The sequence below is a fragment of the Stenotrophomonas maltophilia complex sp. Om-AH-Sm3 genome (assembly GCF_059337855.1).
This window is the reverse complement of record NZ_JBYBLQ010000005.1, coordinates 33,598-46,688: the sequence shown is the minus strand read 5'-3', so window position 1 is coordinate 46,688 and position 13,091 is coordinate 33,598. Positions and strand designations below refer to the sequence as shown.

Below are 13,091 nucleotides of genomic sequence, written 5' to 3'. Positions count from 1 at the left end.
AATTCGCCGCACAGCGGCGGTGGCGGGATGCGCAGGCCAGGGGCCGGCGCGGCGCGTTCAGCCCCCGGTGCTGCCGAGGCGGATGGTGTGTTCCACCCGGCCGCCGTAGTCGTTGATGGTGATGAAGCGGACGTGGTCGGTGCCCGCCGGTGCGGCGAACTCCAGGCTCTGCTTCGGCGCGACCATCGCGCCCTTGTCCTCGACGGCCTTTTCACTGCTGCCGGTTACAGCATGTACTTCGGCCAGAGTGACGTGGAAGGGGCTCGGGTTTTCCACCCGCAGGCGGTCGCCATTGCGGGTCCAGCGCAGCGCTGCCGGCGCGTCGTTGGCGACGCCCTTCAGGCCCTGCGGCCGGTAGAAAAGCTTCAGGCGCGAACGGAACGCGACCTGCAGGTAATTCTGTTCGCCGCTTTCGGCGTTGTCCGGGGACGGCGGCACATCCAGCACGTTGAGCCAGAACACCGACTCACGGTCGGTCGGCAGCTGCGCGCCGGAGAAGATCAGTCGCAGCGCCTGGCTGCGGCCCGGCTCGACACGCGCGATCGGCGGTGTAAGCACGAACGGGGCATCGCTGGTATCGGCGGTCTGGTTGGCGTCGCCGCTGTCGATCCAGGCCTGCACCAGCGCCGGCGAATCGCCCACGTTGTCGACCTGCACGGTGACTTCGCGCGCCTGCGCCGGATAGATCACTCGCGTGCCATTGACCACCACGCCGGCCAGTGCGTTCTGGCAGAAGGGCAGCGTGAACGCTGCCAGCAGCAGCGCCCGGGGAAAGAGTGCTTTCATCGGAAGTACTACGCTCGAGGGGTGTGGCCAGCGGCCGCGGAACACCGGCCGGCGCGAACGCCGGCCAGTGGGGGCATGACTGCGATCAGTTGTAGATGATCGTGTACTTGACGCTGCTGGTGACGTCGCCCGGGGTGGCGGCGGCAGTGGCGTAGTACTCAGCGTAGTAGTTCAGGTCGGCCGAGCCGTCGGTGCCGACGGTGACCCACTGCGAGTTGGTCTGGGCCAGGCCAGCACCAGCCGCCTTGATCGGCAGGAACTGGTTGTTCGAGCCCAGCAGCTGCAGCTGCACGTTGGTGGCAGCGTTGGCCGAGGCCTGGTTGACCAGGCGGCCACTGTTGAAGTCGACGGTCGAACCCGGCTCGAAGTAGGTGGCGACGTTGCCGGCGCTGCACTTGGTCAGGTTGATGGCGAACGGGGTGCGGCCCGCAACGGCGCCGGCGGTGGCCAGGGTGTTCTTGGACACGGTCGGCAGCGTCACGGCGAAGTCCTTGCCGCCCGGGGTCGAGATGGTGCAGGTCTTGTCGGTCACCTTGCCATTGAAGGTGATGGTGCCGTCGGCGGCGTTGGCGGCCAGCGGAGCGGCGGCCAGCATCAGAGCGGCGATGATATTGATCTTGTGCATTCGCTTTTACCTAACCCTACTGAAGAGATGAGAAGTAGAGGAGGAAGCAAGGAGCACTGCCGGGCTAACAAGACCCATCCTTGCGTCTCACCTGTGGCCGGACTCGGACGTAGCTTTCCCTGAATCCGTGACGCAAGTATAGGTGCAAGTGTGATGAAAGTCTCATTATTTTTCTGAACGTCAATTCATTGACGCTGGAAATGTGACGTGATAGCCGAAATCAGGACCCACGGGGGTTCGGGAACCCGACGGTCGCCGGATCAGGTCAGAAGCGACCCTGGATGACGCTTCGGGTGGCGCGTTCGGCATGCACGGAAACAAACCTTTTCCCGGCGGAAATCGCCTTCTTTGATGCGCATCACTCTTTCTTGGTGATGGCCCTAGCAGATTCGGAATCGTCCTATTAAAGGCTGATCGAAGCTGTCGCTAACTAGGACACACCGAACCAGAGAACGTGTCATGAGGAATTCCATTCTGCTGTGCGTGGCCCTGATGTCCGTCAGTGCGCTGGCCCAGGCCAGCAGCGGCAGCATCCGTTTCAGTGGCCGCATCGCCGAGCCGGGCTGCACGACGAATCTGGCCCATGGCGAGCTGAGCCTGGCCGCCTGCCCGCCGTCGGCCAAGGGCTCGACGGTGGAAGTGACGGCGCTGGCCAACGGCCAGGCCGCGACGCTGCGCGACGGCAAGCGCCACGGCCAGAAGCTGTCGGTGTCGGCCAGCGCGCTGCGCGCCGGCGATATCGCCTTCTCCGAGCGTTACAGGGTGCAGGCGTCGACGCAGCAGCCGCTGCAGGGCGCCTACCTGGTGGTGGTCGACTACCTGTAAGCCGGCACGCTTACGCCGGCGGCAGCTCGAACACCTGGCGCAGGTAGGCCAGGTAGCCCGGGTCGTCGCACATGCTCTTGCCTGGCGAATCGCTGAGCTTGGCCACCGGCTGGCCATTGCAGCGGACCATCTTGATGACGATGTTGAGCGGCGTTGGCCCCAGATCATTGGTCAGGTGGGTGCCAACGCCGAAGGCGACCTGGCAGCGACCACGGAAGTAGTCGTACAGGCGCATCACCTTGGCGATGTCGAGCCCATCGCTGAACACCAGCACCTTGGTGCGCGGATCCACCCGGCGCTGCTGGAAATGCGCCAGCATGCGGTCGCCCCAGTCGAACGGATCGCCCGAGTCGTGGCGGACACCGTCGAACAGCTTGCAGAAATACATGTCGAAATCGCGCAGGAACGCATCCAGGCCGACCACGTCGGACAGCGCGATGCCGAGGTCGCCGCGGTACTCGCGTGCCCACGATTCCAGTGCCGCCACCTGCGAATCACGCAGGCGCGGGCCAAGTGCCTGGAATGCCTGCAGGTACTCATGGGCCATGGTGCCGTGCGGGGTCATGCCGTACAGGCGGGCGAAGTGCACGTTGCTGGTGCCGACCAGTTGCGGGCCGAGCGCATCGCGCAGCAGCGGCAGCAGGCGCGCATGCCAGTCACGCGAATAACGGCGGCGGCTGCCGTAGTCGGCAATGCGGCACTGTTCGAAACCGGGAGTATCACGCAGCAGCGCGGCCTTGGCCTGCAGCCGACGCTCGCCCTCGGCAAAGTCGGCGGTGGTGGTGTTGCGGAACCAGACTTCGTTGATGATCGCCAGCAGCGGGACTTCGAACAGGATGGTATGCAGCCACGGGCCAGTGATGTCCAGTTCGATTTCGCCGGGCACGGCCGTCGACGCGCGCAGCTGGATGTACTTGCGGTCCAGATGGAACAAGCCGAGGAAATCGGCGAAGTCGGGCTTCACGAAGCGCAGGCCGCGCATGTAGTCCAGTTCCGCGTCGCTGAAACGCAGGCTGCACAGGTGGTCGATCTCTTCGTCGATCTGGTCGATGTAATGGGCCAGGTCGATGCCGGGCGTGCGGCACTTGAACCGGTACTGCACCTGGGCACCGGGGTGCTGGTGGAGCACCGCCTGCATCATGGTGAACTTGTACAGGTCGGTGTCGAGCAGGGACTGGATGATAGGCATGAGGCGGATTATGCGCCCGGACGGGTGAACCGGGGTGGCCGCGGGCACGCTCGGCTCTCCGCGTGGGTAGATCCGCGCCATGCGTGGATGCATGTTCGGCCCTACAACGACCTGCGCAACAGGCGCGGTACCAGCATCAGGGCGTGCCCCCAGATCGCGGCCCACACCGCCACGCGCACCGGCAGCGAACGCTGCCTGGCCTCGAACTTCTGAAAGTAGCGCCACAGGCCCCTGTGCTTGTGCCATTCAACGAAGAACGGCCGCGATCGGCTCGAGACGCCACGTACATGGGTGACCTGCAGGTCGTTTGCAATCGCCACCACGGCCCCGGCTTCGCGTGCACGCCGGCACAGGTCCAGGTCTTCGGCGTGCAGACGATACCCGGCGTCCCAGCCTCCGATCCGGTCGAACAATGCACGCGGCATCATCAGCAGTGCGCCAGACAGTGCCGGCACCCGCTGCAGCACCTGCTGCGGGTCACGCGGCAGCGCCAGCTTCGAGCCCTTTCCCGGCGAGCGCAGCATCATCAGGAAATCCGGGTCGCGGCGGCGCACGGCTTCGTCGGCATGGCCCTGCTCGTCCACCTGCTCGACACCGAGCAGGCAATCGCCCAGTGCTTCCGCCCGGCTGCGCAGTGCGGCCAACGTCTCCGGCTCGACCATCAGGTCCGGGTTGATGAAGGCCAACCAGGGGCTGCGCGAATCGGCCACGCCCTGGTTGTTGGCAGCGGCGAAGCCGGGATTGTCCGGGTTGCCGACGAAACGCACGCGCGGATCATGGCTGGCATGGCGCTGCACGATGTCCAGCGTGCCATCCATCGAGCCATTGTCGATCACCCGGATCTCGGCCACGTCCTGCGCCTGGCGCAGGCGCGAGAGGCAGGCATCGATGGTGCTGGCACTCTGGTAGGTCACGACGATGGCGGCGATGGCAACATTCAAGCGAGTGACTCCGGCGCGGAAGGAACGAACAGGTCGCCCTGTTCCTTCGGCATTATCGCCTGCCGCATGCGCTGCTGCAGGTCGGCGCGCAGCCCGTGCAATGGATCGTGCATCAGGAAATCGGCCAGGCGCGGCACCCAGCCAGGCCAACGCGCAGCCAGCGCCTCAAGGTCGCCATCGCGGCTGGCCGCCTCGCCCGCCCGGCTCACAAAGGCGGTCTCGCACAGTACGTTGCGCCAGCCCAGGCCGGCCATGCGCAGGCTGAGGTCGACCAGGGCCGCGTTCCAGCCAGCGTAGCTGTCCACATCCAGGCCACCGGCGCGGCGGCGCGCATTGCCACGCACCAGAACCGCATGGGTGACCGCCGATGGCAGTTCCGGGTGCAGCGCCGGCAAGGCGGCGCAGGTCTGTGCCAGCAGCGCCGCATCTTCGGGCTCGGGATTGATCTCGCCCAACCGTGGCCACGCTGCGGTTTCGCCGGCATTGCACCACGGGGTTGCGGTCGCGATGGCGGCATCGCGGGCGAAGGCGTCCTGCAATTGTTGCAGCCAACCCGGCGCAGGCACGCTGTCCGGTGCCAGCACGGCCACGTCCAGGCCATCGCAGGCGCGCAGCATCTCGTCCAGATGGGCGACCTCGCCCAGTGGCCGCGCGCGCCGGGTGTACTCGGCCTGTAGTGGCGTATGTGCCAGCCAGTGTTCCACCACCGCCTGCGCACGCGGCCCGGTCTGCGCATCGTCGGCCAGCCAGACCGCGGTGCCCGGCGCGGTGCCCGCATCCAGTGCGGGCAGGCAGCGGTCGAGCGCGGCATCGTCCACGCACAGCGGCAACAACACGATCGCCCCCATCCCGCCTCCGTGGTTGTCGGTGGCCACAGCCTAGCACCGGGAGGGTATCGGCCGGGTTGCACCCGGCACCCGCTTCAGGCCAGGGCAACAGCAACAGCCGAAGCAAGAGCTGGGTTCCTGGGGTTGGCGGGGGGGGTCCGGTTGCGGGGGACGCTGCAAGTCCCCCTCCGGGGCCCGGCCCAGCCGCTGGCGGCTGTGCGTTCGGGCGCTTGCGAAGCAGTGCTTCGCAAGCAAAGCGCCCTCACCCATGTAAGCTCGGTCGCCGCATCCATGCGGCTCACGCCCCCACAACCGGACCCACCCCACCGTCGACAGTTTTCCGCGACCTGCCTGCTCTTCTGTAGAGCCGAGCCGTTCTCGGCTCAGATCTCACAGATATCGAAATATTCGATTTCGATGGAGAGTCATCCACGCATGGCGTGGATCGTGTCGACCAAGGTCGACACCTACCAACAGCAAGCAGGAAACTATCGAAGGCGGGGCACTGTGGGTTTGCGGGGTGTGAGCCGCATGGATGCGCGACCAAGCCTACATGGACGTATTCACGGCGTCCCCGCAAACCCACAGTGCCCCGCCATCCCTCAGTAAACCCGCTGTTGCTGTTGCTCCGGCCTCGGCGGGTGCCGGGCGCAGCCCGGCCGCAAACCCCTTACTTCTTTGCGCGCGGCTGGTTCAGTGGCTCCATCGCGCGGAAACGCTGGCTGTACTCGTCGGTCAGATTCCGCGCTTCCAGGCTGTTGCGCACGATGCTCGGGGTCAGCAGCACGATCACTTCGGAACGGCGGCTGGAGCGGCTCTTCTGCCCGAACAGCGCGCCAACCACCGGAATCCGGCTCAGGCCGGGAATGCCGCTGCTGCCATCGGTGCCCGAATCGGTGATCAGGCCGGCCAGCATGATGGTGTCGCCGCTCTGCACCGCCGCTTCGGTCGACAGCTTCTTTGTGGAAATGCGCGGGTTGCAGTTGCGCTCGGTCGGATTGCAGTTGTCGGGCACGTTCGAGGCGCTGCTCACTTCCTGCACGATGTCGAGGAACACCGTGCCGTCGCGGGTCACGCGCGGGCGCACCTTCAGGATCACGCCGGTGTCGATGTACTGCACCGAGCTGTAGCTGCTGGTGCCGATGCCGGTATTCACCGTGGTGGTGTTGATCGGCACCTTGTCACCGACGTTGAGCGTGGCCTCGGCGTTGTTGCGCACGAACACCGAAGGCGTCTGCAGCAGGCGTACATCCGTGACCTTGTCCAGCGCACTCACCACCGCCGCGCCATTGTGGCCGGTGAATGCCCAGCCCAGGCCTTCGCCGCCCGTTGCGGCACCGGCGAAGCTGCTCCACGAGCCACCCGCTGCCGCCGGCAGGGTCACGCCGCCCAATGCGCCCGTCAGGGCACGCCCGGCCACGGCGTTGTCGAAGAACCAGTTCACGCCGTACTTCAGGTCGCCATCGAGCGAGACCTCGGCCACCTGGGCTTCGATGTGCACCTGCAGGGGCATCACATCCAGCTTCTCGATCACCTCGCGGATCGACCGCCAGGCCTGCGGGGTCGAACGCACCAGCAGGGTGTTGGTCTCCTCCACCGCCGACACGCCCACGCGGTCGCCTTCCACTTCCAGGCTGACACTGACGTTGCCGGACTGGCGCTGCGGCAGGTTCATGCTGCCGTTGCCACCGCCACTGGAGCTGCTGCCCGGGACCGAGCCGAAGCTGCTGCTGTTGTTGTTGGTGCTGTCCATGCCACGATCGGAGTCGCTGCCCAGCTGCGACGGCATCGCCCCCGGGGCCAGCGAGGCCGGACTGGAACCGCCGCGGTTGCCACTGCTGGCAAATGCTTCACTGAGCCGTTCGGCCAGGTCACGCGCCTTGATGTAGCGCAGCTCGTAGGAAAACAGGCGGGCACTGCCACCGGCGGTATCGATGCGGTCCAGCCACTGCTGGATCTGGTCCAGGTAACGCACCTGCGGGGTGATCACCAGCACCGCGTTGGCGTTTTCCAGCGGCAGGAAGCGGAACATGCCGGCACTGGGCGTCTTGCTCTCCTCGCCGAATACTTTCTCCAGGTCGGCAGCCACCTGCTCGGCCTTGCCCGACTGGATCGGGAACACGCCCACCGACATGCCCGACAGCCAGTCGACGTCGAAGATCTCGACGGTGCGCATGTAGTTTTCCAGCTCGGCGCGGGTACCACCCAGGGTGATCACGTTGCGGCCGCTGTCGACGTTAACGATGGCATTGGGCCGCGCATACGGCTCCAGTACCTTCTTCATTTCGGAGGCGGAGATGAACTGCAGCGGGATGACCCGTACCTCGAAGCCTCGCGCACTGGCCGCCGGCGCGGTGCTCGGCGCGACCGTGCCGGCCAGCGCCTGGTCGGCGGCGACGATGTTGTAGCGCCCACCGCTGTAGACCATGCGTGCGTTGTTCCAGCCCAGCACCATCTCCAGCAGGTTCAGCGCCTGCGCCGGCGACACCGGCTTGGGCGTGGCCAGGGTGACCGTGCCCTGCACCCCCGGTGCGATCACGTAGTTCTGGCCCAGCATGTCACCGAGGATGGCCTTGACCACCGCATGCAGCGATTCGCCTTCGAAGTTGAAGGTGGCCTCGCCGGTGCTGGCGCCATGCAGCGCCGGTGCCGGTGCGCGCGCGGCCTCACGGTTGATCATGGTGCCGGTGCCGCGGCGGATCACCGCCTGCGGTGCGCCCTGGCTCTCGCGGGCGGCATCGGCGGCGACGTCGGCTGCCTGGCCGGCATCGGCACTGGGCGACAGGTTGCCGTTGCGCTGCACGTGCGGCGCGGACACCGTACTGCAGCCGACCAGCAGCGCGAGGGCAAAGGACCAGGGAAGAAAACGCAGGTTCATGCATTCACTCTATCGGTTGGTGCCATCGCCCGGGGGCGGCGACGGTTGTTGCTGCTGTTGTTGCAGCTGGCGGCGACGGGCCTGGATGCGTTCGCGGATGGCCTGCATCTGCGCTTCGCTGGGACCGTTGTTGTTGGCCGGTGGTGTTTTTGCAGCGGCCGCCGCAGGCGCTGGTGCATTGCCAGCGGGCGACGGCGATGGGGTTGCGGCGGCCGGTGGCGGCGCCGGCGGAGCGCCCGCCGAGGGCGGCACAACAATCGCGCCTGCAGGCGGTGCACCATTTGCTCCGCGCAGTACCGTCGGCGGCTCACCGCCCTGGCCGTTGAACACCGCCAGTTCGAGGACCTGGTTGCCACCGGGGCCGATCACCGTCGCCTGGCGCGGCTGCAGCGCGACCAGCTGCCAGCCATCCACGGCTTCGCCGTTGAGACGCAGGCGCAGCGAGCGGTTCTGTTCGGTGGTGAAGGTGGCCATGCCGAAATCGCCGGTCAGCAGCACGCCGGTCAGGCGCAACGCGGCACTGGCGGCAGGCTCGCTGCCACCGAGCAGATAGGGCTTCGGCCTGCGGTCCTCGGCGAACAGCGGTCGCTCGCCGATGGCACTGTAGCTGTCGGCGCTGGCCATGCGTTCTGCGGCCAACGGCGGCAGCACCGGCAACGAAGGCACCGCATCGGCATCGCCATCCGCACCTGGCAGCTGGCTGCCCAGGCCGAAGCCGGTGGCCAGCCAGACCGCTGCCGCCCAGCCGGCCAGTGCCAGCAGGAAACCGGTGCGCAGGCTGATCTGCTCAAGCTTCATCGGCCACCTCCTGCCCCTCTTCCGGCGCAGCCGGTGAGGGTGCCGGTGCAGCCGAAGGCGGTTGCGGCGCCGCGCCCGGCTCGGCTGCAGGTGCCGGCGCAGCGCCATCGGCAGCGGCACCGGGCAGCAGGTAACCGGCCAGTTCGAACGACACGTCCAGGCCGAGCCCGGATTCATTCGGCGACTGCTGGAAGCGCTGCGCGATCAGGTTGAGGTTGTCGACGAACAGGCGCGGGCTGCCGGTTTCCAGGCTGTGCAGCACCGTGGCCAGTTCGGCCACACCGCAACGCAGGCGCACCTGCATGGCCACGCGTACGAACTCGGCGTCACGACGGTTGTCGGCCAGTGGCGTGCGGTTGCTGATGGTGCAGCTGCGGTTGCCCGGGCTGGCCATCGCCACCGCATCCTGCAGCCTGGCGCCAAGCGCAGCGGCTGCAGCTTCGGCGGTGGCCTCACGCAGGAAGCCCGGCCGCTGCTGCAGTGCCTCGCGGGTGGCGCGCAGGCGTTGTTCGATCTGCGGCTGCTGCTGCAGCTGCGCCTGCACGCGCTGTTCGCGCTCGCGCAGGGCGGCCACGTCGGCGTCGATTTCACGCAGTGGCCGGGTGAACCAGGGGTGCACCAGCAGCAGGTAGGCCAGGCCCAGCACTGCCAGCAGCAGCGCCAGTGCCAGCCAGCGGTCACGGCGTGCGCTTGGCATCGGCATCGGCCGCCTCCCGGGCCGGGGCTGCAGCCGGCAACGGCTGCAGTTCGGCAGTCATGGTGAAACGGTCACGGCCGCTGGCAGCACCATCGGCCTGCAGTACGCCGGTCAGATTGACCTTGCGCCACTGCGGTGCGTCCTGCAGCAGCTGCACCAGCTGCGACGCCTCGCGGCTCAGGCCGATCAGCTGCAGGTTGTTGTTCTCGATGGCCAGCTTTTCCAGATAGGTGCCCTCCGGCAGGCGCCGGGTCAGTTCATTCCAGATTTCCACCGTTCCGGCACGCTGGCTGCGCTGCTTTTCCAGGAATGCGGCACCATCGATCAGCGCCTGCAGCTGCGCGCGTTCGCTGGCGACACCACGCGCACTGCGTGCACTGCGCTCGACCTGCGCACGCAGCGCATCGGCAGCGTCACGGCGGTTGTCGAGCAGCTGCACGGCGGCCAGCACCAGCATCACCAGCGCGGCCACGGCCAACAGCACGTTCCAGCGCCGCATGGGATCCGCGCGCAACTGGCGCTGCGCCGGTGGCAGCAGGTTCACCTGCAGAGGCTCACCCTCGCTGTCGATGGCATCGACACCGGCCAGTGCATCGGCCCACTCGCCCACGCTGGCCCGCCACGCTTCCAGCTGGCGCAGCGGCCAGGCGATCAGTTCGACCTGCAGCTGGCCCTCGGCTGCGCCCCCCAGCTCACGCACGTCAAAGCTGACCTGGCTCGATTCGAACGGCGTCTGGCGGTCGATCTCGAAACCGACCACGGCGCGCAGGCGGTCGGCCGCAGCCGCGGGCAAGCGCAGATGACGACGCAGTACCTCGCTGGCCGGCAGCAGCCACACCCGTGGCAGGCTGCGCAGCCGCGGTTCCAGCACGCGGTCCAGTTCCACCGGCGACAGCGGCCATGGCACGCTGGCAACCGCTTCGCGGCGTTCACCGGCCTCACGCCAGACCTGCAGCTGGTCACCCTGGCGCTGCAGCAGCAGGCGCGCCTGTGCCCAGCCCAGCGCCCACTGCCAACGGGCCGGCACCCACGCCAGCAGCGATTGCCGCCACCAGCGCAGGAAACGGCCGGCGCCCGGGCCGATCCGGCCCTGCACCTGCCGCACACTGTCCTGCCATGCCGTCATCTTGCTGTCATTCCCTGCTCCCAGCGAAGCACTGTGTAGGTCCGCCCGGGAACCCCGCCCGAGCCACTGCGTACCACTGCCTGCAACACCGACCTGCGTCCACTGCTGTCGATGGCAGCGGACTCGATACTATAGGTGCCGCTGCTGCTGGCAAGCGTTGTCGTACCACCAGCGGAATCTGCATCACGCTCCTGCTGGGCGCGCTGCGCCAGCACGGTATCCGCATCCAGGCCCAGTGCGGTCAGCACCGGTGCGCTGGCGAACTGGGGATCCGGCCGCGCCTGGCGGCTGTACAGGGTCAGGTGCGGCAACATCGCCCGGTACAGCGTGCCGCGCATGCCCAGCACGCGCTGCAGCTCGCCCAGGGTCTCGAACCGCTTGTTGCGTGGGCCATAGGGCAACCCGGCTGCGGCGTAGTCCTGCGCTTCGGCACCACCGCCCGGCTGCAGCAGGCTGTCCTCGTCACGCCAGTCGATGATGGCCGCGGCCAGCTGCCGGGCCTGGGCATCGTCTTCACCCAGCGCCTTGAGGAAGGCGGCCAGCAGCGCGGCATCGGCCAGGTTCAGGTTGATCTTGCCGTTCTCGTCCAGCACCTTGATCTCGATGCTGGCGTCGTCGAACTGCCAGCGATAGGTCCGGCCATCGGCACGCCAGGGCGCGCGCTGCGGATCGGCCGACAGGCGCAGCAGGGCATATTCGAGGCCAGCACGCGCACGTTCCTGCCCGCGTGCATCGTCATCCAGCACGCGCTGCTGCAGGTGTTCGACCCGTGCGCTCAGCGCGAATGCGCCGACCAGCGCGGTCATCAACGCGATCAGCCACAGCACCAGCACCAATGCCGCCCCAGCCTGACGCCTCATCGCGCGCCTCCGCTGCCACCGGCGCGCAGCGCCACCACCAGCGGTGGCCACGGCGCTCCACGGGCCGGCACGATCTGGATCTCCACCAGCATCGGCAGGCGGCGGGTGTCGTCCCAGCGCGGCATCCAGTCGGTCACCTGCCCAGTGCTGGCATCGATACCCCGATAGCGCAGCTGCACCGACTTCAGGTTCTCCACCAGCACCTCGGGCGGGCGCGGTGGATTCTCGGCGATGCGCTCGCCTTCCTGCAGCAGCACCAGGTCCAGCAGCAGGCGCTGTTGGCCATCGCGTCCGTCGACCTGCAGCGCGTGCAGGTAGGGGCCGCCACGGCCGAGGTAGCCGGGCAGGTCGGCGGCGAACAGCATGCGTTGCTCCTCCCCTTGGAAGAAGATCGGTTCGCGGGTGGGGTCCGGAACCTCAAGCGGGGTGCGCAACGCGCCCGCCAGCTGCCTGCGAAGCAAGGACTCGACCGCGCGCATGCGTTCGCTCTCGGCGGCGATCTGCTCGCCACGCTGGCTGACCGCCATCGCCGAGCGCACGCTGGCAAAGGCCAACGCCAGGCCGCCGGCCAGCAGCACGGTGGCCAGCATCACTTCGACCAGGGTGAAACCTGCGGCGCGGCGCCTCACCGCGCATTCTCCAGGTCGGGCGGCAACAGGCGCAGGCTGCGCCAGCGCAGCTGCTCGCGCTCGCTGTCACCCCAACGCACCTGCAATTGCAGCTCTGCCAGCCATGGGGTCCCCGGTGACGTGGCCTGCACGACATTGCCAGCGCGTGGTTCCACCCACGGCTGAACCTGCAGTTCCCAGTGATAGCGCCCCTGTTCCCAGTCACCCTGCTGACTGCCCACCTGCAGCGGTGCGTCGACGCCGGCCTCGGCCAGCAACGACTGTGCATGCAGCACCGCGCGCGTGCGCAGCTCGGCATCGCGCACCTGTTTTGCGCCGCCGGACAGGCTGCCCAGCAGCAGGGTCAACGCCAGGCCCAGCAGGGCGAAGGCGATGATCACTTCCAGCAGGGTGAAGCCACGCGCGCGCCGCTTCATTGCGCCCGCCAGGGGCCGGAGCGGACCTCACCGGTGAGCCAGCCGACGTCGACGCGCCATTCGGCGCCGTCGCGCTGCAACCGGATGCGGCCGCCGCTGGAGCCACCATCGGGATGAAATTCGATCACGCCCTGCCCCGGCGCGGTGGCCAGCTGCGCGGCGCCTTCGAACTGCACCTGCAGCTGTGCGGGCACCTCACCGTGGCGCTGGTTGGCGCCCTCCCAGCGCCGCCGCGCCGGCTCGATGACGAAGCGCTGCGGTTCGCCGCGGGCGATTGCCTGCGCGCGCACCATGCGCAGCTGGTTGGCGATGTCCTTGCCGGCGCTGCGCAGCTGCATGCCGGCGAAACCGCGCGACAGGCCAGCGGCGGTGATCAGGCCGATCGCCGCGATCAGTGCGATCACCAGCAGCATTTCCAGCAGCGACAGTCCCGCCGCGCGCCTGCCGTGCAGGCGCGGGTGGGGCAACCGGCGCGGCAGGAAATACGTCATGCG

Annotated in this window: 14 protein-coding genes; 1 reads left to right on the top strand and 13 read right to left on the bottom strand. The window is 67.9% G+C overall.

Annotated elements, in window-relative coordinates; genetic code table 11:
* Positions 1-57: 57 nt before the first annotated feature.
* Positions 58-786: a fimbrial biogenesis chaperone gene (locus AC10QF_RS07860; protein WP_171953410.1), complete on the bottom strand. Its 729-nt coding sequence runs from the start codon at positions 784-786 to the stop codon at positions 58-60.
* Between the two features lie 85 nt (positions 787-871).
* Complete coding sequence (locus AC10QF_RS07855; protein WP_019661017.1) at positions 872-1,411, bottom strand: fimbrial protein; 540 nt, start codon at positions 1,409-1,411, stop codon at positions 872-874.
* A gap of 459 nt (positions 1,412-1,870) precedes the next feature.
* Between AC10QF_RS07855 and AC10QF_RS07850 the strand changes: the two genes are divergently transcribed.
* The gene (locus AC10QF_RS07850) at positions 1,871-2,236 is read left to right on the top strand and encodes a hypothetical protein (RefSeq protein ID WP_180877090.1); all 366 of its coding nucleotides are present in this window, start codon (positions 1,871-1,873) and stop codon (positions 2,234-2,236) included.
* Between the two features lie 10 nt (positions 2,237-2,246).
* On the opposite strand, the gene pncB is transcribed toward AC10QF_RS07850, so the two are convergent.
* The 11 genes from pncB to xpsH all read right to left on the bottom strand — a co-directional run bounded on the left by pncB (position 2,247) and on the right by xpsH (position 13,088).
* The gene (gene pncB / locus AC10QF_RS07845; protein WP_021203170.1) at positions 2,247-3,425 is read right to left on the bottom strand and encodes a nicotinate phosphoribosyltransferase; all 1,179 of its coding nucleotides are present in this window, start codon (positions 3,423-3,425) and stop codon (positions 2,247-2,249) included.
* Positions 3,426-3,526: 101 nt separating this feature from the next.
* Positions 3,527-4,366, bottom strand: a complete 840-nt coding sequence (locus AC10QF_RS07840) for a glycosyltransferase family 2 protein (protein ID WP_019661014.1) — start codon at positions 4,364-4,366, stop codon at positions 3,527-3,529.
* Positions 4,363-5,214, bottom strand: coding sequence for a glycosyltransferase family 2 protein (locus AC10QF_RS07835; protein WP_329842808.1), 852 nt, complete (start codon positions 5,212-5,214; stop codon positions 4,363-4,365). The genes AC10QF_RS07840 and AC10QF_RS07835 overlap by 4 nt, the downstream gene beginning before the upstream one ends.
* Before the next feature lie 649 nt (positions 5,215-5,863).
* Positions 5,864-8,071 (bottom strand): type II secretion system secretin GspD, encoded by a 2,208-nt coding sequence (gspD, locus tag AC10QF_RS07830; protein ID WP_494542019.1) that lies wholly within the window; start codon positions 8,069-8,071, stop codon positions 5,864-5,866.
* Between the two features lie 9 nt (positions 8,072-8,080).
* Positions 8,081-8,869 (bottom strand): type II secretion system protein, XpsN-like, encoded by a 789-nt coding sequence (locus AC10QF_RS07825; protein ID WP_494542018.1) that lies wholly within the window; start codon positions 8,867-8,869, stop codon positions 8,081-8,083.
* Complete coding sequence (gene gspM, locus AC10QF_RS07820) at positions 8,859-9,572, bottom strand: type II secretion system protein GspM (protein WP_425507700.1); 714 nt, start codon at positions 9,570-9,572, stop codon at positions 8,859-8,861. Before gspM ends, AC10QF_RS07825 begins: the two co-directional genes overlap by 11 nt.
* Positions 9,547-10,692 carry a PilN domain-containing protein gene (locus tag AC10QF_RS07815; protein ID WP_021203165.1) on the bottom strand — a complete coding sequence of 382 codons (1,146 nt, stop codon included), beginning with the start codon at positions 10,690-10,692 and terminating at the stop codon, positions 9,547-9,549. The genes gspM and AC10QF_RS07815 overlap by 26 nt, the downstream gene beginning before the upstream one ends.
* Positions 10,689-11,552: a type II secretion system minor pseudopilin gene (locus AC10QF_RS07810; protein WP_494542017.1), complete on the bottom strand. Its 864-nt coding sequence runs from the start codon at positions 11,550-11,552 to the stop codon at positions 10,689-10,691. The genes AC10QF_RS07815 and AC10QF_RS07810 overlap by 4 nt, the downstream gene beginning before the upstream one ends.
* A complete protein-coding gene (locus AC10QF_RS07805; protein ID WP_053499709.1) occupies positions 11,549-12,181 on the bottom strand; it encodes a type II secretion system protein J in 633 nt (210 codons plus the stop codon). Before AC10QF_RS07805 ends, AC10QF_RS07810 begins: the two co-directional genes overlap by 4 nt.
* Complete coding sequence (gene xpsI, locus AC10QF_RS07800) at positions 12,178-12,597, bottom strand: type II secretion system protein XpsI (protein WP_005415227.1); 420 nt, start codon at positions 12,595-12,597, stop codon at positions 12,178-12,180. The genes AC10QF_RS07805 and xpsI overlap by 4 nt, the downstream gene beginning before the upstream one ends.
* Entirely contained in the window at positions 12,594-13,088 is a 495-nt protein-coding gene (gene xpsH / locus AC10QF_RS07795) for a type II secretion system protein XpsH (RefSeq protein WP_005415226.1), read from the bottom strand. The genes xpsI and xpsH overlap by 4 nt, the downstream gene beginning before the upstream one ends.
* Positions 13,089-13,091 lie beyond the last annotated feature (3 nt).